General features: G+C 74.1%; 22 protein-coding genes. 10 read left to right on the forward strand and 12 right to left on the reverse strand.

The window, feature by feature from the left end; genetic code table 11:
- Window positions 1-34: 34 nt before the first annotated feature.
- Window positions 35-1255 (forward strand): S1C family serine protease, encoded by a 1221-nt coding sequence (locus tag ACPOLA_RS09330; RefSeq protein ID WP_435770143.1) that lies wholly within the window; start codon window positions 35-37, stop codon window positions 1253-1255.
- Window positions 1256-1258: 3 nt separating this feature from the next.
- On the opposite strand, the gene ACPOLA_RS09335 is transcribed toward ACPOLA_RS09330, so the two are convergent.
- The 7 genes from ACPOLA_RS09335 to ACPOLA_RS09365 all read right to left on the reverse strand — a co-directional run bounded on the left by ACPOLA_RS09335 (window position 1259) and on the right by ACPOLA_RS09365 (window position 7655).
- Entirely contained in the window at window positions 1259-1432 is a 174-nt protein-coding gene (locus ACPOLA_RS09335) for a DUF5302 domain-containing protein (protein WP_435770144.1), read from the reverse strand.
- 104 nt (window positions 1433-1536) lie between these two features.
- Window positions 1537-2565 carry a GNAT family N-acetyltransferase gene (locus tag ACPOLA_RS09340; RefSeq protein WP_435770145.1) on the reverse strand — a complete coding sequence of 343 codons (1029 nt, stop codon included), beginning with the start codon at window positions 2563-2565 and terminating at the stop codon, window positions 1537-1539.
- Window positions 2562-4262, reverse strand: coding sequence for an ABC-F family ATP-binding cassette domain-containing protein (locus tag ACPOLA_RS09345; RefSeq protein WP_435770146.1), 1701 nt, complete (start codon window positions 4260-4262; stop codon window positions 2562-2564). The genes ACPOLA_RS09340 and ACPOLA_RS09345 overlap by 4 nt, the downstream gene beginning before the upstream one ends.
- A 55-nt stretch (window positions 4263-4317) precedes the next feature.
- A complete protein-coding gene (locus tag ACPOLA_RS09350; protein ID WP_435770147.1) occupies window positions 4318-4932 on the reverse strand; it encodes a class I SAM-dependent methyltransferase in 615 nt (204 codons plus the stop codon).
- Entirely contained in the window at window positions 4929-5765 is an 837-nt protein-coding gene (gene truA / locus ACPOLA_RS09355; protein WP_435770148.1) for a tRNA pseudouridine(38-40) synthase TruA, read from the reverse strand. Before truA ends, ACPOLA_RS09350 begins: the two co-directional genes overlap by 4 nt.
- 119 nt (window positions 5766-5884) lie before the next feature.
- The gene (locus ACPOLA_RS09360; RefSeq protein WP_435770149.1) at window positions 5885-6652 is read right to left on the reverse strand and encodes an HNH endonuclease family protein; all 768 of its coding nucleotides are present in this window, start codon (window positions 6650-6652) and stop codon (window positions 5885-5887) included.
- 58 nt (window positions 6653-6710) lie between these two features.
- Window positions 6711-7655 carry a PfkB family carbohydrate kinase gene (locus tag ACPOLA_RS09365; RefSeq protein WP_435770150.1) on the reverse strand — a complete coding sequence of 315 codons (945 nt, stop codon included), beginning with the start codon at window positions 7653-7655 and terminating at the stop codon, window positions 6711-6713.
- 48 nt (window positions 7656-7703) lie between these two features.
- Between ACPOLA_RS09365 and xseA the strand changes: the two genes are divergently transcribed.
- Complete coding sequence (gene xseA / locus ACPOLA_RS09370) at window positions 7704-8951, forward strand: exodeoxyribonuclease VII large subunit (protein WP_435770151.1); 1248 nt, start codon at window positions 7704-7706, stop codon at window positions 8949-8951.
- A complete protein-coding gene (locus ACPOLA_RS09375; RefSeq protein WP_435770152.1) occupies window positions 8944-9174 on the forward strand; it encodes an exodeoxyribonuclease VII small subunit in 231 nt (76 codons plus the stop codon). Before xseA ends, ACPOLA_RS09375 begins: the two co-directional genes overlap by 8 nt.
- Before the next feature lie 15 nt (window positions 9175-9189).
- On the opposite strand, the gene ACPOLA_RS09380 is transcribed toward ACPOLA_RS09375, so the two are convergent.
- Window positions 9190-9783 (reverse strand): DUF4245 family protein, encoded by a 594-nt coding sequence (locus ACPOLA_RS09380; protein WP_435770153.1) that lies wholly within the window; start codon window positions 9781-9783, stop codon window positions 9190-9192.
- A 112-nt stretch (window positions 9784-9895) separates the two neighbouring features.
- Here ACPOLA_RS09380 and ACPOLA_RS09385 point away from each other — a divergent pair, with 112 nt between their 5' ends.
- From ACPOLA_RS09385 to glpX, 5 genes are read left to right on the forward strand one after another with little or no spacing between them, the layout of a single operon-like run.
- Window positions 9896-10306 carry a TOBE domain-containing protein gene (locus tag ACPOLA_RS09385; protein WP_435770154.1) on the forward strand — a complete coding sequence of 137 codons (411 nt, stop codon included), beginning with the start codon at window positions 9896-9898 and terminating at the stop codon, window positions 10304-10306.
- Window positions 10307-10332: 26 nt separating this feature from the next.
- On the forward strand, window positions 10333-11115 hold the full coding sequence (modA, locus tag ACPOLA_RS09390) for a molybdate ABC transporter substrate-binding protein (RefSeq protein WP_435770155.1): 783 nt from the start codon (window positions 10333-10335) through the stop codon (window positions 11113-11115).
- Window positions 11112-11906, forward strand: a complete 795-nt coding sequence (locus tag ACPOLA_RS09395) for an ABC transporter permease (RefSeq protein ID WP_435770156.1) — start codon at window positions 11112-11114, stop codon at window positions 11904-11906. The genes modA and ACPOLA_RS09395 overlap by 4 nt, the downstream gene beginning before the upstream one ends.
- The gene (locus ACPOLA_RS09400) at window positions 11903-12979 is read left to right on the forward strand and encodes a sulfate/molybdate ABC transporter ATP-binding protein (RefSeq protein WP_435770157.1); all 1077 of its coding nucleotides are present in this window, start codon (window positions 11903-11905) and stop codon (window positions 12977-12979) included. Before ACPOLA_RS09395 ends, ACPOLA_RS09400 begins: the two co-directional genes overlap by 4 nt.
- Window positions 12980-13029: 50 nt before the next feature.
- Window positions 13030-14043, forward strand: a complete 1014-nt coding sequence (glpX, locus tag ACPOLA_RS09405; protein WP_435770158.1) for a class II fructose-bisphosphatase — start codon at window positions 13030-13032, stop codon at window positions 14041-14043.
- Window positions 14044-14061: 18 nt separating this feature from the next.
- Here the strand turns inward: glpX and ACPOLA_RS09410 are convergent, their stop codons facing one another.
- Window positions 14062-14688: a LysE family translocator gene (locus ACPOLA_RS09410; RefSeq protein ID WP_435770159.1), complete on the reverse strand. Its 627-nt coding sequence runs from the start codon at window positions 14686-14688 to the stop codon at window positions 14062-14064.
- Window positions 14689-14762: 74 nt separating this feature from the next.
- Here ACPOLA_RS09410 and ACPOLA_RS09415 point away from each other — a divergent pair, with 74 nt between their 5' ends.
- Entirely contained in the window at window positions 14763-15551 is a 789-nt protein-coding gene (locus ACPOLA_RS09415) for an MBL fold metallo-hydrolase (RefSeq protein WP_435770160.1), read from the forward strand.
- A 16-nt stretch (window positions 15552-15567) separates the two neighbouring features.
- Here the strand turns inward: ACPOLA_RS09415 and ACPOLA_RS09420 are convergent, their stop codons facing one another.
- Entirely contained in the window at window positions 15568-16404 is an 837-nt protein-coding gene (locus ACPOLA_RS09420; RefSeq protein ID WP_435770161.1) for an esterase/lipase family protein, read from the reverse strand.
- 94 nt (window positions 16405-16498) lie between these two features.
- Between ACPOLA_RS09420 and ACPOLA_RS09425 the strand changes: the two genes are divergently transcribed.
- On the forward strand, window positions 16499-17389 hold the full coding sequence (locus ACPOLA_RS09425; protein WP_435770162.1) for an alpha/beta fold hydrolase: 891 nt from the start codon (window positions 16499-16501) through the stop codon (window positions 17387-17389).
- A 50-nt stretch (window positions 17390-17439) separates the two neighbouring features.
- Here the strand turns inward: ACPOLA_RS09425 and ACPOLA_RS09430 are convergent, their stop codons facing one another.
- The gene (locus ACPOLA_RS09430) at window positions 17440-18645 is read right to left on the reverse strand and encodes an ABC transporter ATP-binding protein (protein ID WP_435770163.1); all 1206 of its coding nucleotides are present in this window, start codon (window positions 18643-18645) and stop codon (window positions 17440-17442) included.
- A gap of 6 nt (window positions 18646-18651) precedes the next feature.
- Window positions 18652-19482, reverse strand: coding sequence for a carbohydrate ABC transporter permease (locus ACPOLA_RS09435; RefSeq protein ID WP_435770164.1), 831 nt, complete (start codon window positions 19480-19482; stop codon window positions 18652-18654).
- Window position 19483 lies beyond the last annotated feature (1 nt).

Consider the following 19483-nt stretch of genomic DNA (forward strand, 5'->3'; position numbering starts at 1 on the left):
GCCCGCTCACAGGGACCCCGCCCATGCTGGATGCATGACCCAGGTACTGCCGCCGACCCCCCGCCCGACCGCACCGCCGACCCCGCCTGCACCGCCGTTCTTCCCGCCGACCCCGCACCGGTCGCCCGCCTCGGCGCGGCCCCGGCGCGCCGGCTTCGCGGCGGCGGTGCTGACCGGCGCGCTGCTGGTCGGGGGTGGGGCCGGCGTCGGCGGCGCCGCGCTGTACGACGCCGTCGCCGACCGGCCGAGCACGGGCGGCAGCTCCGCGCCCCTGCAGGTGGTCGACTCCGGCGACCGCCGGGCCGCCACGGGCTCGGTGGAGTCGGTGGCCTCGGGCGTGCTCCCGTCGGTGGTCGCGCTCGACGTCACGGCCGGCGGCGGTGCGAGCGGCCCCGGCGGCTCGGGCGGCGGGGCAGGAAGCGGCTCCGGCGTGGTCATCGACGCCAGCGGGCTGATCCTCACCAACGACCACGTCGTCAGCCTGGGCGGTCAGACCGATCCCCGCGAGGCCGAGGTCACCGCGTCGTTCAACGACGGGCGGAAGGCCAAGGCGACCGTGGTGGGCACCGACCCGCTGACCGACACCGCACTGCTGCAGGTGGAGGGCGTGGATGACCTGAAGCCGGTCACGATCGGCAAGTCCGGCAACCTCGACGTCGGCGAGCAGGTCGTGGCGATCGGCTCCCCGTTCGGCCTGGACGCCACCGTGACGAGCGGCATCGTCAGCGCGGTCGACCGTCCGGTCGAGGTCGCCCGTGACGAGAGCGGGCGCTCGGTGGCCTATCCGGCCATCCAGACCGACGCGGCGATCAACCCCGGCAACAGCGGCGGCCCGCTGGTCAACATGGACGGCCAGCTCGTCGGCATCAACGCCTCGATCCGGACAGCCGGATCGGTGAACGGTGCCGCGGCCGGATCGATCGGCCTCGGGTTCGCGATCCCGATCGACGAGGTGCTGCCGATCATCGAGCAGCTGCGCGCCGGCGAGACGCCGACCCACGCGCGCCTCGGCATCCAGGTCGCCAACACCCCCGATGGAGCGCGCGTCGAGGCGATCGACAAGGGGTCGGCGGCCGCCGAGGCCGGCCTGCGGGCGGGCGACGTGATCACCGGCATCGACGACCGTCAGATCGACGGGACCGAGGACCTGATCGCCACCGTCCGGTCGTTCCGTCCGGGAGACACCGTCGAGGTCACCTACCGCAGGGGCGGCGACGAGCGGACGACCGACCTGGAGCTCGGGTCCGACGGCTGATCCTCAGGAGCCGCCCCCGCCGGCCTTGCGGCGGTGCATCTTCGGGGCACCGCCGACGACCTCCGGGCCGTGAGCCTTCTCCCGGGTCGGGCCGTCCTCGTGGACACCCTTCTCCTGGCGGTTCTTCCGGTCCAGCGCCTCGCGCATCCTGGCCTTGATGTCGTCGTTGGCAGCCATGGGCGGTCCTTCCTCCGGGGATGTGTCCCCACCGTCGCATCCCGGCGGCCCGGACGGAAAGCCATTAACCGGCCCACACACTCCGGTCGGCGACGGGCAACCCCTCAACCGCGCTTCTGCAGCTCGCAGTTCCACGCGGTCGGCACGAAGCCCAGCCGCTCGTTGATCCCGATCATGTGCGCGTTGACCTCGGCGTTCCAGGTGACGACCCCGCGGCCGCTGACGTCCGCCGCCGCCTGCAGCGACCGCAGGTTGGCGACCTTGACCGCGAGCCCGAGGCGGTGGCCCCGGTGGTCGCGGTGCACCAGGGTGCCCCACTGGAAGATGTGGCCGTCGGTGTCGGCCCCGCGCGACACCAGCAGGCTGTACGCCACCGGGCGTCCTCCGCCGTCCAGCGCGACGGCGTGCCACGGGACGCGGCCCTGCTTGGCCTGGATCGCCTCGGCCATCCGGTGGGCCTCGACGTCGGCGGCCTCCTCCTCCCGCTCCATCTCCCCCGCCGGCGCCTCGGTCAGCAAGGTGTTGGCGAGGGCGAGCCAGTCCTGGACCAGGTCGTCGGGAACCGGGCCGGACCAGGTGCGGATCCGGTAGCGCCCGTGCCGCTCGGCCGCCTCCGCCGCGAGCGAGGCGAGCCGTGCCTCGTCGACGGGCAGCTCCAGCTCCCGCTGCACCTCACCGATGCCGATGCGGTAGCCGTGCCGGGCGGCGAACTCGACGCCCGGCACGCCGGCGCCGTCGGCCGGCCCGTGGTGGAGCCAGCGGACCTGCCCCTCGAACCGGGTGCGGGCGTCCTCCCGCGCGATCGCCTCGGCCCGCTCCAGGACCTGGGACCCGATCCCCCGGCGTCGTACGTCGGGACGCACGTTGACGTCGACCTCTGCCGCGTCGAGGTTGTCCAGCTGGCGCAGCACCAGCCGGGCGGCGGCCACCACCTCGCCGTCGAGCACGCCGGCGAGGAGCACCTGGCGGCGGGACTTGTCCGGCTCGCGCACCGAGGGCAGCAGCTCGCGCGGCGACCACGGCGTGGCGCTGGCGCCCGCGTCGTGCCGTTGCGCCGCCGCCGCCACGTCGCACCAGGCGCCCACCGCGGCCTCGTCGTGCGTGGCCACCTCGACCACCTGCAGCCGGCTCACCGGGCTCGCGCCACCCGTCCCTCGTCCCAGACCGGCTCGTCGGACTCGTAGACCGAGCCGTCGGCACCGAAGACGCAGAACCGGTCGAAGCCGCGGGCGAACCACCGGTCGTGGGTCACCGCGACGACGGTGCCGTCGAAGGCCGCCAGGCCCTCCTCGAGCGCCTCCGCCGACTGCACGTCGAGGTTGTCGGTCGGCTCGTCGAGCAGCAGCAGGGTCGCCCCGGACAGCTCGAGCAGCAGGATCTGGAACCGAGCCTGCTGCCCCCCGGACAGCGACTCGAAGCGCTGCTCGGCGCTCGGCGAGAGCTCGTAGCGGTCCAGGACGCGGCTGGCCTGCTCGCGCCCCATCCCCTGCCGCCCGGTGGGCGTGCCGTCGCCGCGATGCAGGATCTCCAGCAGGGTGCGGCCGAGCAGCTCGGGGTGCTCGTGGGTCTGCACGAACCACCCCGGCCGCACCCGGGCCCCGAGCCGCGCGCGGCCGGTGTGGGCGACCGGGGCGACCCGGACGTCGGAGACAGGGAGGTGCTCGACCTCGGGATCGGTGCCGCCGGCTGCCAGCAGCCGGAGGAAGTGGGACTTGCCCGAGCCGTTCGACCCCAGGACGGCCAGCCGCTCGCCGTACCAGACCTCGAGGTCGAAGGGCCTCATCAGCCCGGTCAGCTCGAGTCCCTCGCAGACCACCGCGCGCTTGCCGGTGCGGCCGCCGCCGAGCCGCATCGTGACCTGCTGCTCCCGCGGCTGCTCGGTCGGCGGCCCGGCCTCCTCGAACTTGCGCAGCCGCGTCTGCGCCGCCTTGTACTGCGACGCCAGGCCGTCGTTGTACTTGGCCTTGGTCTTGTACATCAGGACCAGGGCCTTGAGCTTCGCGTGCTCCTCGTCCCAGCGCCGGCGCAGCTCGGCGAAGCGGGCGAACCGGTCGCGTCGCGCGTCGTGGTACGACGCGAAGCCGCCCGCGTGCGTCCACACCGAGTTGCCGCCGCCCCCGGCACCGAGCTCCACGGTGACCACGTGCGTGGCCGCGTTGGCGAGCAGCTCGCGGTCGTGGCTGACGAACAGGATCGTCTTGTCCGACGCCGCGATCCGCTGCTCGAGCCAGATCTTGCCCGGCACGTCGAGGAAGTTGTCGGGCTCGTCGAGGAGCAGGACCTCCTCCGGGCCGGCCAGCAGGTACTCCAGCACCAGGCGCTTCTGCTCGCCGCCGGAGAGGGTGCGCAGCTCGCGGTACTTCGCGCGGTCGTAGGGCAGCGCCAGGGCCTTCACCGTGCACACGTTCCAGACCACCTCGACGTCGTAGCCGCCGGCGTCGGCGTACTCGGCCAGGGCCGTCGCGTAGGCCAGCTGGGTGGCCTCGTCGTCGGTCTCCATCAGCGCCAGCTCGCAGCGGTCCACCTCCGCCGCGGCGCTCTGCACGCGCGGCGGCGCCAGGCTCAGCAGCAGGTCGGCCACGGTGGGCGCCTCGCCGAGGCCCCGGTCGACCATCTGCCGCATCACGCCCAGCCCACCGGACCGGGTGACCGCGCCCGCGTGCGGAGCGAGCTCACCGGTGACGATCCGCAGCAGGGTCGTCTTGCCGGCCCCGTTCGCGCCGACCAGCGCAACCTTGGCGCCGTCGCCGACGCGGAAGGAGACGTCGTCGAGGAGCACCCGGCCGTCCGGGAGCTCGTAGCGCACACCGGCGACCTCGACATGACCCACAGGGGAGGATTGTCCGGGACGGGCGGGGTCGCCGCGAGCGAATAACCGGATCCGGCTAGCTTCGCCGTCCGGCGGCGCCGGGCCGCGCCTCCAGCACGCGGAACCCCTTGGCGCTGGCCAGCCGGGTGGTGGGGTGACCCTGCTCGCCGAGCCACCGCTGCAGGGAGTCGGCGCCGAGGTTCTTGCCGACCACCAGCACCGCGCGTCCGCTCGGGGCGAGCCGCGGCAGCCAGGCGAGCAGCAGCGCGTGCAGAGCCGCCTTGCCGATCCGGATGGGTGGGTTCGACCAGATCTCGTCGAAACGGGCGTCCGGCGGCACCTGGTCGGGGGGCATCGCGGTGAACCGGTCGGAGACGCCGAGCGCCGCGGCGTTCTCGTTGGCCAGCAGCACGGCACGCCGGTTGACGTCGACGGCGGTGACCTGCGCCGCGGACACGACGGCGCAGGCGAGCCCGATCACGCCGTACCCGCACCCGAGGTCGAGGATCCGGCCGCCGGCGGGCGGCTCGGTCTCCCGGAAGAGCACCGACGTGCCGATGTCGAGGCGACCCTGGGCGAAGACCCCCGAGCCCGAGGTCAGCTCGAGGTCGTGCCCCCACACGTGGGCGCGCACCCGGGTCCGCTGGAAGGGGACCGAGGGATCGGCGGAGAAGTAGTGCTCGTCGCTCACGCGCCCCCCTCCCCCAGCGGAGCGCGCCGCGCTGCCGTCTGCTCGACGCGGCGCGCGAGCCCGGCGTCGTCGGGGTAGGCGACCTCCTCGAGCGTCAGGCCGTGGGCCTGCACGACCACCACCCCCGAGTCGCGGCGGCGGCCGGCGAGGACCTCCGCGGCCCACTCCGGCGGCTTCCGCCCCTCCCCCACCGCGATCAGGCAGCCCACCAGCGCCCGCACCATCGAATGGCAGAAGGCATCGGCCCGCACGTGGCCGACCAGGACGCCCGTCTCGTCGCGGTCCCACCGGAGGTCGAGCAGGGTGCGGACCGTGGTGGCACCCGGCCGCTGCTTGCAGAACGCGGCGAAGTCGTGGAGCCCCACCAGCGGTCTCGCCGCCGCGTTCATGGCGTCGGTGTCCAGCACGCGCGGCCAGGCCAGCACGTGGTGGCGGCGCAGCGGGTCGACCAGCTCCGGCGCGTCGGCGATCCGGTAGGCGTAGCGGCGCCAGAGCGCGGCGAACCGGGCGTCGAACCCGTCGGCTGCCGGCGTGACGCTGCGGATCCGCACGTCCGGCGCGAGCAGCCCGTTGGCGCGCCGGGCCAGCTTGTCGACGTGGCCCTCGGCGACGGTGCGCGTGTCGTCGGGGACGTCGACGTGCGCCACCTGACCGCGGGCGTGGACCCCGGCGTCCGTCCGGCCGGCACAGGTGACCTGCAGCGCGTCGCCGGACGTCCGGAGGACGGTGGCGAGCGCGGCGGTCAGCTCGCCCTGCACGGTCCGCAGCCCCGGCTGGGCCGCCCAGCCGTGGAACTCGGTGCCGTCGTAGGCGAGGTCGATCCGCAGCCGCACCCGAGCAGCCTAGTTGCGCCCGGGGGAGCGCGTACGGCGGCGCCGCCGGTCCCCGTGCCGACGCCGGTCGCCGCCGACCCCGCGCCGTCCCGACGGCCCACCGCCTGACCGTCGCCCGCTCACCCGCAGCGGTCGAGCATCTCCCGCAGCGCCCGCACCTCGCTGTGGTCGGCCGCGAGGGACCACCGGCTCTTGGTGTCGATCCACCGGACGGCGTACTCGCACTGGAAGGCCTTCCGCGGGCGCCACGCGGCGGGGTCGTCGGCGCCCTTGCCGGCGTTGGTCGGTCCGTCGACCGCGAGCAGACCGTCGAGGTCGTTGGCGAACCGCTCCCGCCGGGCAGCGGACCAGCCGGCGGCACCGGAGGCCCAGGCCTCCGCGAGCGGGACCACGTGGTCGATCTGCACGGCCTGGGCCTGCGAAGGGTCCTTGAGGTCGTCGAGCACGATCCGCCGGCCGGTGTAAGGGTCGACCCACCGGCCGGCCAGCACGTCGTGGTCGCAGGCTCCCTGCCGCACCACGACGGCAGAGCCGGGGACCGCGTCGCGGAGCAGCACGTCGTCGCGCTGGTTGCAGCCGTTGCCGTCGGTGTCCCGCCAGGCGGTGCCGAAGGCGTCGCGGCGGTAGTCGTCGCGGCGCACCCGCTCGGTCAGCGCGAGGGCGGCGAGCCGTGACCGGGCGGTGTCCGCGGAGGCACCCCGCCCGACCTGCTGGGTCGCCTCGGTCGGCCCGGACGACCCGGTCGTCTCGGACGGCCCGGACTGCTCCGAGCTCTCCGGCCCGGGGATCGTGCAGGCCGTCACTGCGCCCGACAGGCCCAGCAGCCCCAGCACGGCCAGGAGCGAGGCGACCAGGGTCGCGGGGAGGTGAAGGAGACGGCGGTGCACCGGAGCATGGTGGCCGGAACGCCCGACACCGGCTCCGGTCGGAGCGGCAGCGCGCACCTCAGCGAGCCTCGAGGTCGTCCCTCGTCGGCGGGTCGGCACCCACCCGCGAGACGGTGACCGCAGCCGCTCGGGCGGCGTACACCAGGGCAGCGGCCCAGTCGTCGACGGACATCGCCTCCAGCCGCTCGCGTCCACCGTCGCCCAGCCGCGGCCAGAGGTGGTCGAGGAGGGCCGCGCCGAAGGTGTCCCCCGCGCCGATGGTGTCCACCACGTCGACCGGCTCGGCATGGACGCCGCCGGTCGACCAGCCGTCCGCGGAGCGGACGTGCCAGGACGCGCCGTTCGCGCCGTGGGTCACCACCACCGCCTCCGGTCCGAGCTCCAGCAGCCGCGCCGCGGACTCCCCCGGGTCCTGCTGCGGCCAGAGGGCGAGCAGGTCCTCGTCGGAGGCCTTCACCAGGTCGGCGCGCGCCGCCATCCGGCGCACCCGCTCCACCACGGCAGGGCCGGCGCCGGTGAGGGCCGGACGGACGTTGACGTCGTAGGTCACCGTGGCCTCCGGGCGCAGCCGGTCCACGAGGGCGAGCACCTCCTCGGCGCCCGGGTCCAGCAACGGGCCGAGCGAGACGACGTGCACCACGCGGGTGCCCGCGGTGGCGACGACGTGCGGCATCCGCCACCCCACGTCGAAGCTGTACGACGCCGCGCCGGCCGGTCCGATCCGCGCGTCCGCGCGCGAGGTGCGTGGGAGCACGAACGGGTCCGCGGCCAGCACCACGCGGGCGTCGGCGAGGTGGGCGGACAGCACGCGGCCGTGGGAGTCGGGCGCGAACGACGTCGCGAGCCGGACCGGCCGCCCGAGCCGGGCCAGGGCCACCGCGGCGTTGACCGCCGAGCCGCCGGGCCGCTCGACGGCCTCGACCCCCGGCGCGTGGACGACGTCGATCAGCGCCTCGCCGACCACGAGCGCGGATCCCTCTCCGCTGAACTCCTGCCCCGTCACCCGCCCACTGTGCCCAACGGCGTCGGACCCATGAAATAGGCTCACCGCGTGGCCATGGAGACCTCCCTCGAGAAGCCGGCTCCGGTCCGGGCGGTCGCCAACGCGATCTCGGGCTGGATCGACCGGCTGGGCGCGGTGTGGGTCGAGGGGCAGGTGGCGCAGGTCAACCGCCGGCCGGGGATGAACACCGTCTTCATGACCCTGCGCGACTCCAACGCCAACATCGACATCTCGGTCCCGGTGACCTGCTCGCGCGTGCTCTTCGACGGGCTCGAGCCGCCGGTCGTCGAGGGAGCCAGCGTCGTGGTGCACGCGCGCCCCTCCTACTACGCCAACCGCGGCACGCTGTCCCTCTACGCACGCGAGATCCGGATGGTGGGCCTCGGCGAGCTGCTTGCCCGGATCGAGCGCCGTCGCCAGCTCCTCGCCGCCGAGGGCCTGTTCGCGCAGGAGCGGAAGCGCCGGCTGCCCTTCCTGCCGCAGCGGGTCGGCCTGGTCACGGCGGCCCGCTCCGCTGCCGAGCGCGACGTGGTGGAGAACGCCGGGCGGCGGTGGCCGGGCGTGCGGTTCGAGACCGCCTACGCGTCGATGCAGGGTCCCCGGTCGGCCGCCGAGGTGATCGAGGCGGTCCGCCGGCTCGACGCGACGGCCGAGGTCGACGTCATCGTGATCGCCCGCGGAGGCGGCTCGGTCGAGGACCTGCTGCCGTTCTCCGACGAGGGCCTGATCCGGGTGGTGGCCGCCGCGCGCACGCCGGTGGTCTCCGCGATCGGCCACGAGCCCGACAGCCCGCTGCTCGACCTGGTCGCCGACGTCCGCGCCTCCACCCCTACCGACGCGGCCAAGCTGGTCGTCCCCGACGTGTCCCAGGAGCGCGCCGCCGTCGACCACGCCCGCGACCGGCTCCGCCGGGCGGTCTCCGGCTGGCTCGACCGCGAGCAGGCGCGGCTCGACGCGCTCCGGTCCCGCCCCGCCCTCGCGGACCCGCGGAGCCTCCTCGACGCTCGGGCCGCCGAGCTCGACGAGTCCCGCGCCCGGATCCGCCGCTGCCTGGCCGCCCGGCTCGACCGGGCGACCGACGACATCGGCCATCACCGTGCCCGCGCACGGGCGCTCTCTCCCCTGGCGACGCTCCAGCGCGGCTACGCCGTGCTGCAGGACGCCGACGGCCACGTCGTGACCTCCGCCGCCGCGCTGGCGGAGGGGTCGGCGCTCACCGTGCGCGTCGCCGACGGCCGGATCCACGCCACCACCACGTCGACCGAGCTGACCGACCTCGAGGAGCCCCATGACTGAGCCCGACCAGACCCTGTCCTACGAGGAGGCGCGGGCGGAGCTGGTGGAGGTCGTCTCGCGGCTCGAGCAGGGCGGCACCACGCTCGAGGAGTCGCTGGCGCTGTGGGAGCGCGGCGAGCAGCTGGCGACCGTGTGCCAGGAGTGGATCGACGGCGCGCGGGCCAGGCTCGACGCGGTGCTCGAGAGCCGGGAGGGCGCGGCGGGCGCCGACGAGGAGGACTAGGGCGTCAGGCCACGGTCAGGGCGTGGCCTCGGCGACCGGGCGCTGCACCAGGCTGTCGACGATGGCCTGCAGGTCCTCGGCCGGGGCGGAGCCGAAGACCAGGATCGTCTCGTCGCCGACGGTGGCGCTGTAGGCGGTGTCCCCACCGGCGTCGGTGTAGCCCTCCCAGCGGCGCGCGACCGGCCGGGCGACCGACGCGGGCACGGAGTACCCGTCGGTCGTCTCCGTCTCCTCGTCGACCCACTCCCGCAGCAGGGTGGTGCTCGAGGCGTCCTCCTGACGGATGCCGACGAACCTCTCCTCGTCGGTCAGCATCCGCAGTCCGAAGGCGGCGTCCTCTCCCGGCACGACGTCGACGCCCGTCGCGATCCAGCCCTCGGGGAGCTCCGGCGGGTAGACCGGCTGGAGTCCCGCGGCCTGCGCGGAGTCGACGGTCTCCAGGTAGTCCACCCGCTCGGGCTCCACCTCCAGGTCGTGCCGAAAGGCGCCCATGAAGTAGAGCAGGCCGCCGAGCGCGACCACGGTGACGACCAGGGACGCCACGAGTCCGGCGGCCGAGCGCTGGTAGCGCCCCGGCCGCCCGCTGGGCTCCACCTGCGGTGCGGACATGGTGCCTCCAGTCTCCCAGCCGCCGCGCCGCCGGCCGCAGCCGGGAGGTCGTCGTCCCGCAGATGCGGCCGGATCCAGTGACATTTCTCCGCATCTGCGGCACGCTGGAGCCGTGAGTGACTACCGGGTCTCCGAGGCCGCAGCGATCCTGGGTGTCAGCGACGACACCGTGCGCCGCTGGATCGACGCGGGCCGGCTGCCGAGCCGCACCGCGGACGGACGCACCGTCGTGCCCGGCGCCGACCTCGCCGCGCTCGCGTCCTCCCTCGTCGACGAGGCCGACCGCGACCGCACCCGTGCCGGCGCGGTCAGCGCCCGCAACCGGATGACCGGCATCGTCACCCGGGTCGTCCTGGACACCGTGATGGCGCAGGTGGAGCTGGTCTGCGGCCCCTACCGGGTCGTCTCGCTGATGAGCGCGGAGGCGGCCACCGAGCTCGGCCTCGCCCCCGGCGTCCGTGCCATCGCCTCGGTCAAGTCCACCGCCGTGGTCGTCGAGCGCCCGGTCGAGCGCCGCCGATGACGAGGTGGCAGGTTTCGGCGCGCGAGGTGGCAGGTTCCGGCGCGCGAGGTGGCAGGTTCCGCACCTTCCAGCTCCTCCTGCTGCTCCTGCTCCCGCTCGCCGGCTGCGGTGACGGTGGGGACGGTGACGGGCCGACCCTCACCGTCTTCGCCGCAGCGTCGCTGACCCCCGTGCTCGAGGCGCTGACCGAAGAGTACGACGCCGCGCACCCCGGCGTGGACGTCCGGCTGTCCTTCGGCGGCTCCGCCGACCTGGCGAGCCAGGTACGGGAAGGGGCCGAGGCCGACGTCTTCGTCTCCGCCGACAGCCGCACCATGGACGCGCTCGTCGACGACGGACTGGTCGACGGCGAGCCGGTGCAGCTCGCCACCAACACCCTCACCATCGCCGTGCCGCCCGGCAACCCGGCGGCGGTCCGTGGTCCCGAGGACCTGGCGCGTCCCGGCCTCGACCTCGTGCTCTGCGCGCCGGAGGTGCCGTGCGGCGCGGCGGCCCGGGAGCTGGCCGGCGAGCTCAGCCTGGACCTCGAGCCCGTCAGCGAGGAGCAGTCGGTCACCGACGTGGTGGCCAAGGTGCGGAGCGGCGAGGCCGACGCGGGGCTGGTCTACGTCACCGACGTGCAGGCGGCAGAGGGGGACATCGAAGGCGTAGCGGTGCCCGGAGCCGACCGCGTCGTCAACCACTACCCCGCCGCCGCGCTCGAGGGCAGCGACCACCCGGCCCTCGCCCGGGAGCTCCTCGACCTACTGCTCAGCGACCGCGGCCGCGACCTCCTCGCCGATGCCGGCTTCGGGCTCCCGGCACGATGACGACCGCGACCAGGACCCGCCATCCGGGCCTGCCCCGCTGGCTGGTCGCGCCGGCCGCACTCGGGGCGGCCCTCGTCGTGCTGCCGGTGGCCGCGCTGGCCGCCCGCGTCGACTGGGGGCGGCTGCCGGCCCTGGTGACCTCCGACTCGGCGCTGACCGCGCTCGGCCTGAGCCTCCGCACCTCCGCGGCCAGCACGGGGCTCTGCCTCCTGCTCGGCGTGCCTCTGGCCGTGACGCTGGCCCGCAGCGACCTCCGTGCACTGCCCCTGGTGCGCGCCCTGGTGCTGCTGCCGCTCGTCCTCCCGCCCGTGGTGGGAGGCATCGCCCTGCTGGCCGCGTTCGGTCGGCAGGGGCTGCTGGGCGGCCACCTCGAGGCGCTCGGCATGCAGGTCGCGTTCACGACCGTCGCCGTGGTGCTCGCGCAGACCTTCGTCTCGCTGCCCTTCCTGGTCGTGAGCCTCGAGGGCGCGCTGCGCACCGCCGGCGAGCGGTACGACGTCGTCGCGGCCTCGCTCGGCGCCCGCCCCACCACGGTGCTGCGCCGGGTCACCCTCCCCCTGGTGCTGCCCGGGCTCGCCTCGGGCACGGTGCTGGCCTTCGCCCGCTCCCTCGGCGAGTTCGGCGCGACCATCACCTTCGCCGGCTCGCTGGAGGGCACCACCCGCACCCTCCCGCTGCTCATCTACAACCTCCGCGTCACCGACGTCGACGCGGCGGTGGCCATGTCGCTGGTGCTCGTCGTGGTCGCGGTCGCGGTGATCGGGCTGGTCCGGCCGAGGGTGACCTCGTGAGCACCCCCACCGCCCACGAGGTGCCGGCCGCCGCCGAGGTCGAGCTGGCGGCGACCGTGACCGCGCGCGGAGTCGACGTGGCGTTCGAGGTCGGGCGGGGCGAGACCGTCGCGCTGCTCGGCCCCAACGGCGCCGGCAAGTCCACCGCGCTCGCGGTCCTCGCCGGCCTGCTCCGTCCCGACCGCGGACGGGTCACCGTCGACGGCAGGGAGCTGACCGGCCCGCGACGCTGGGTGCCGCCCCACGCCCGTCGTACCGCCCTGCTCGCCCAGGACCCGCTGCTGTTCCCCCACCTGACCGCTCTCGACAACGTCGCGTTCGGCCCGCGCAGCGCGGGTGCGGGCCGGCGGGCGGCGCGCGCCGAGGCCGAGCGCTGGCTCGCCGAGGTCGACGCCACCGACCTGGCCCACCGGCTGCCGCGCGAGCTCTCCGGCGGGCAGGCGCAGCGGGTCGCCGTGGCGCGTGCGCTCGCGGCGGACCCCCGCCTCCTCCTGCTCGACGAGCCGATGGCGGCCCTGGACGTCGCGGTCGCTGCGGCCCTGCGGCAGCTGCTCCGCCGCGTGCTCGCCGACCGCACGGTCGTCCTGGTCACCCACCACGTGCTCGACGCGCTGCTGCTCGCCGACCGGGTGGTGGTGCTCGAGGACGGGCGGGTGGCGGAGGACGGTCCGGCCGGCACCGTGCTGACCCGCCCGCGGAGCGGGTTCGCCGCACGCTTCGCCGGCCTCAACCTGGTGACCGGCACCGCCGTCCCCGAGGGAGTACGACGCCCCGACGGCTCGCTCCTGCACGGCACCCCCGGCGCCGACCCCGCGCGCCCCGGCACGACGGCCGTCGCCGTCTTCCGTCCCTCGGCCGTCGCGGTGCACCGCACACCGCCCGGCGGCAGCCCCCGCAACGTGCTGACCGTCCGGGTCACCGAGCTGGAGCCGCGGGGCGACCTGGTCCGCGTCCGCGCGGGCGACCTCGCGGCCGACGTGACCCTCGCCTCGGTCACCGAGCTGGCGCTCGCGCCGGGGGCGGAGGTGACGTTCGCGGTGAAGGCGACCGAGGTCGACGTCTATCCGCGCTGAGCGCGGTCGTGCACACCACCGGCCCGGAATCGCCCGATAGGGTGCGGGTCATGAGCGAAGCCCTTGCCGTCGAGCCGCCCGCCCCCGACCGCAACCTCGCCCTCGAGCTGGTGCGCGTGACGGAGGCGGCCGCGATGGCCGCCGGCCGCTGGGTCGGCCGGGGCGACAAGAACGGCGCCGACGGCGTCGCCGTGCAGGCCATGCGGGTGATGATCTCGACCATCGGCATGGACGGCACCGTCGTGATCGGCGAGGGCGAGAAGGACAACGCGCCGATGCTCTACAACGGCGAGCGCGTCGGCGACGGAACCGGCCCGGAGTGCGACGTCGCCGTGGACCCGATCGACGGCACCACGCTGACGGCGAAGGGCATGCCCAACGCCGTCTCGGTGCTCGCGGTGGCGCCGCGCGGCTCGATGTACGACCCCTCTGCGGTGTTCTACATGGAGAAGCTGGTCACCGGCCCGGAGGCCGCCGACGTGGTCGACATCCGCTACCCGGTGGCCGAGAACATCCACCAGGTGGCGAAGGCCAAGGGCTCCAACCCCTCCGACGTCACCGTCGTCGTGCTCGACCGGCCGCGTCACGAGACGCTGGTCGACGAGATCCGCTCGACCGGTGCGCGGATCAAGTTCATCAGCGACGGCGACGTCGCCGGCGCGATCATGGCGGCCCGTTCCGACACCGGCATCGACCTGCTGCTCGGCATCGGCGGCACCCCGGAGGGCATCATCACCGCCTGCGCGATGAAGGCGCTCGGCGGCACCATCCAGGGCCGGCTCTGGCCGACCGACGACGCCGAGCGTGCGCGCGCGATCGACGCCGGCCACGACCTCGACCCCGATCACGTGCTGACGACCGACACGCTCGTGACCGGCGACGACTGCTTCTTCGTCGCGACCGGCATCACCGACGGCGAGCTGCTCCGCGGCGTCCGCTACCGCGCCGGCGGCGCGATCACCCAGTCGCTGGTGATGCGCTCGCGCAGCGGCACGATCCGCACCATCACCTCCGAGCACCAGCTGCACAAGCTGCGCGGCTTCTCCTCCATCGACTTCGACTGAGCTCCCCGACCGGCGCGGTCACCGGGGCTCGACGGCGAGCCGCGCGGCCAGCGCCGCGAAGGTCGCCGCGAACGTCCGTCGTACGGCGCGCAGCACGCGCGGCCGCTGCAGCACCCGGTCGCGAACGACGGCAGCGCACACGCCGTAGCCGGCGAAGACGACGAACGTCATCACCATGAACACCCCGCCCAGCGCGAGCATCGACGCCACCGCGCCGTCGCCTGCCGGCACGAACTGCGGCAGGAAGGCGACGAAGAAGATCGTGAGCTTCGGGTTGAGCAGGTTGAGGGTGATGCCGGCGCCGAGCACCCGCCACGCCGAGCCGCCGCCACCGCTGCCGCTGCCACGGCCCGCGTCCGCCACGGACAGCGCGCCGGTGTCGCGCCAGGTCGCCCACGCCATGTAGAGCAGGTAGGCCACGCCGGCGTACTTCACGACGCCGAAGGCGACGCCGCTGGCGTGCAGCAGGGCGGCGAGCCCGGTCAGCGCCGCCACCAGGTGCGGGACCGCGCCCAGCACGCCGGCGAAGGCGGCGAGGACGCTGGCGCGCGCGCCCCGCGTCAGTCCAGCGGCGATGGCGTACAGCGCGCCGGTGCCAGGGGTCGCGACGATCACCAGCGAGGTGACCAGGAACGAGGTCGTCACGAGCAGGCAGACCATCGCCGGGCCCGGAACTCATCGCCCGTCTGCCACCTGCCGCCAGCGGGTACCCCAGACGAGTGGACGAGACCTCCATCGAGTTCGTCGGCACGGCGACCTGCATCCTGCGGCTGGGGCCGTTCACCCTGCTCACCGACCCCAACTTCCTGCACCGGGGCCAGTACGCCTATCTCGGCAAGGGACTGTTCTCGCGCCGGCTGACCGACCCGACGCTGCAGCCGACCGAACTCCCTCCGCTGGACGCCGTCGTGCTGTCCCACCTCCACGGCGACCACTTCGACCGCGTGGCCCGCCGCGAGCTCGACCGCGACCTGCCCGTGCTCACCACCCCCGCCGCGGCCCGCCGCCTGCACCAGTGGGGCTTCGGCCGCGCCGAGGGGCTGCGGACCTGGGAGACGACCGTGCTGGAGGACGGCGAGTGGCGGCTGGAGATCACCTCGATGCCCGGCGTGCACGGGCCGGGCCCGGTCAAGGCGCTGATGCCGCCGGTGATGGGCAGCGTCCTGGAGCTGCGCCGCGGCTCGGAGCCGCCGCACCGCACCTATCTCAGCGGCGACACGCTGCACCGGCCGTGGCTGCGCGAGGTGGTCGAGCGCACCGGTCCCCTCGACGCCGCGGTGCTGCACCTCGGCGGCACCCGGGTGCTCGGCATCCTGCTCACCATGGACGCCACCCAGGGGGCCGACCTCACCGAGCTGCTCGGCGCCGGCGTCACGCTGCCGATCCACCACGGCGACTACGGCGTCTTCCGCTCGCCCGTCGAGGACTTCCACGCCACGTGTGCCGACCGTGGCCTGACGGCGGTACGACGCCTCGGCCGCGGCGAGCGCGCGTCGCTGCGGCCCTGAGCCGGCTGTCAGGCCGTCAGGCCGTCTCGACGACGCTGAGGTGCGCCGGGCCGGAGGTGCGGCTCTGCGTGAGCAGCGCGTCGGTGACCACGTCGAGCACCCGCGGGTCGACCGCCATCCCGATGTGGGAGGCGCGCACCTCGGTCGCGGTGCCCTGGGGGTCGACGCACGCGCGCCAGTCGACGATCCCGTCACGACGGGAGTAGACGTTGGTCATCCGCACGTCGGGCCGGAGCGGCTCCTGCGACTCGGTGAAGCTCAGGTTGGCGCACTCCCCCGCCACGCAGTCGGTCGACATCACGCCGGGCAGCCCGGCGTCGCTGAGCCGGGTCAGCAGCTGCACGCCGCGGGTCAGGACCGAATGGTGTGCGGCGGGCGCCCGCATCGGGCTGCCCATCGTCACGATCCCGGCCACGAGGTCGGGACGGCGCGCCGCCAGGCCGCGGGCGATCATGCCGCCGAGGCTGTGCCCCACCAGCTGCACCCGGGAGTCGCGGCGCTCGGCGAGCTGCTCGAGCCGCGCCTCGATCGTCAGCGCGGAGGTGAGGGTGCAGCCGACGTTGGCGTGGATCTGGGACCGGTAGGTGCGGAAGCCGCGCTCCCGCAGCTCGCTGCCCATCGCCCGGAGGGTCCAGTCCCCGGCGAGGAAGCCGGGAATGAGCACCACCGGCTCGGCCGCGCGCGCCGCCGCCCGGGCCGCGTACGGCGTACGGCGGCGGTGGCGTCGTACGGCGCCGCGCCGGACGGCGAACCGGCCGGCCTCGGTCACCACGCTGCCCTCGCGCAGCAGCGCTGCGAGTGCCGGCGGGCCGTAGCCCTCCGGCAGCAGCCAGGGCGCCAGGGTGTTGCTCACGTCACAGACGGTACCCAGTTGACACGCCAACCAGACGGGTTTGGGCACACTGGAAGGCATGTCGAGCCGTCCGCGTCCCTCAGGATCGTCCGAAGTGACCATCTCCGATGAGCTGCTCGCGCCAGTGACGCCCGACGTCGAGCTGTGCTACCAGACCTTCGGCGACCCCGACGACGACCCGCTGCTGCTGGTCATGGGGCTCGGCGGGCCGATGACCTGGTGGCCGCACGACCTGTGCGTCCAGCTCGCCGAGGCGGGCTTCCACGTCATCCGCTACGACAACCGCGACGCGGGTCGGTCGAGCCGCGCGCGAGGCCGGGTGCGCAACGGTCAGCTGGTGCGTGCCTTCTGCGGCGCGCGGACCCGTGCGCCCTACGGGATCCCCGACCTCGCGGGCGACGCGTTCGGCCTGCTGGACCACCTCGGCCTCGCCTCCGCCCATGTCGCCGGCATCTCGATGGGCGGCATGGTCGCCCAGACGATGGCGATCGAGCAGCCCGGGCGCGTGCGCAGCCTGGTCAGCATGATGTCCACGACCGGCCGCCGTGCCGTCGGCTGGCAGAGCCCGGCCCTGCTGCCCACGCTCCTCGCCCCCCGCGGCGACCGGGACGCCTACATCCGGCGGGCGCTGATGGTCTGGAAGGTGATCGGCTCGCCCGGCTTCCCCCAGTCGGAGGACGAGCTGCGCAAGCGGGCCGGCGACACCTGGGACCGCGGCATCGACCAGGCCGGGGTGATGCGGCAGATGCTCGCGGTCGTCACCCAGAGCGACCGCACCCGCCGGCTGGCGGAGGTGCGGGTGCCGACCCTGGTGATGCACGGCCTCGACGACCGGATGGTGCACGTCTCGGGCGGCCGGGCCACCGCGCGGGCGATCCCGGGCGCGGAGCTCGTCCTGGTGAACGGCTGGGGCCACGACCTGCCGGTGGAGCTGTTCGAGACGTTCACCCGCAACATCCGGCGGACCGCCGACCGGGCACGCTGAGCGACCACGCCACCGCCCGGCTCCACTGCCCGGCGCGGACGCCGGCACGGTCAGCCCCCTGCGGCGACCTCCGCCTCGGCGATCCGGCCGGCGTGCTCCCGGTCGACGGTGAGGTTCTCGCCGGTGGCCGGGTCGAAGAGGTGGATCCGGCGCCCGTCGACCCAGATCTCGGCCTCCTCGCCCTCCTTGATCCGGCTGGCGCCGTCGAGCGAGACCACCATCTGGGTGCGCATCGCCTCGCCGTCGAGCTCCTGCTCGAGCTCGTGGAGCTGGCGCTTCACCTCGTCCGGCGACTCGAACGGGATGTAGGCGTAGGTCTCGTTGCCGAGCCACTCGACCACGTCGACCTTGGCCCGGAACGTCGACCCGCTCCGCCGCTCCTCGGGTGCCAGCGAGGCGTCCTCGAAGTGCTCGGGCCGGATGCCGGCGATCAGCAGGCCCCGGTCCTTGGCTCGCGCCGCGTTGTCCGCGGGGATCTCGACGCTGCCGAACGGCAGCTTGACGCTGTTGCCCTCGACGGTGGCCGGGAGGAAGTTCATCGGCGGCGAGCCGATGAAGCCGGCGACGAACAGGTTGCCGGGGTTCTCGTAGAGCTCGCGCGGGGTCGCCAGCTGCTGGAGGATGCCCCGCTTGAGCACCGCGACGCGGTCGCCGAGCGTCATCGCCTCGGTCTGGTCGTGGGTGACGTAGACGGTGGTGATGCCGAGCCGCTTCTGCAGTCGCGCGATCTCGGTGCGCATCTGGCCGCGGAGCTTGGCGTCGAGGTTCGACAACGGCTCGTCGAAGAGGAACGCGTCGGCCTTGCGCACGATCGCGCGACCCATCGCGACCCGCTGCCGCTGGCCACCGGACAGGTTGCCGGGCTTGCGCTCGAGGTGCTCGGTGAGCTCCAGCGTCTCGGCGGCGTCGCGGACCAGCCGGTCCACCTCGTCATTGGACATCTTCGCCAGGCGCAGCGGAAACGCGATGTTCTCGTAGACGCTGAGGTGCGGGTAGAGCGCGTAGTTCTGGAACACCATGGCCAGGTTGCGGTCGCGCGGCGCGAGGTCGTTGACCCGCCGCTCGCCGATCAGCATCTCGCCGGAGGTGATGTCCTCCAGGCCGACGATCATCCGCAGCAGGGTCGACTTCCCGCAGCCCGACGGCCCGACCAGGATCATGAACTCCCCGTCGGCGACGTCGATCGAGACGTCGTTCACGGCCGGGAAGCCGTCGCCGTACTTCTTGACGATGTTGTTCATCGTGATGGCGGCCATGGATACCTATCCCTTCACCGCGCCGGACGTCAGGCCGGCGACGATCTTGCGTTGGAAAATCAGGACGATGACGATGATCGGGATCGTCGCGATGACGGCCGCCGCGGCGAGCAGCGACGCCGGCCGGTTGAACGGGTCGGAGCCGACGAAGAAGGCCAGCGACGCCGGAATGGGCCGCGCGGCCTCGGTCGAGGTCAGCGAGATGCCGAACACGAAGTCGTTCCAGGCGAAGAAGAAGGTCAGGATCGCCGCGGTGAAGACGCCCGGGGCGGCCAGGGGCACGATGACCTTGCGGAAGGCCTGCCACGACGTGGCCCCGTCGACCTGGGCGGCCTGCTCCATCTCCCACGGGATCTCCCGGAAGAAGGCGGACAGCGTCCAGATCGCCAACGGGAGGGTGAACGACATGTAGGGGATGATCAGGCCGGGCCAGGTGTCGTAGATGCCGAAGGTGCGCCACATGTCGAAGAGCGGCCCCACCAGCGACACGACGGGGAACATCGCGATCGCGAGCGCCATCGAGAGCACCAGCTTCTTGCCGCGGAACTCCAGCCGGGCGATCGCGTACGCCGCCAGGGTCGCCACCATCACCGACAGCAGCGTCGCGATCAGGCTGATGCCGATCGAGTTGCGGATGGCCTTGAGGAACTGGTCGTTGTCGAGCACCGCCTCGTAGTTGTCCCACCCGGCGAACGTCCCGTCACTGGGGAAGAACCCGGGGTTGCCCACCGTGATCGACGCCTCGTCCTTGAAGGACATCGAGATGATCCACGCCACGGGCAGCAGGCACCACAGCAGGATCAGGACGACCCCGACCACCATTCCGAGCTTCTTCATC

This window comes from Nocardioides proteolyticus, assembly GCF_051280635.3.
In the GTDB taxonomy this organism is placed as follows: Bacteria; Actinomycetota; Actinomycetes; order Propionibacteriales; family Nocardioidaceae; genus Nocardioides.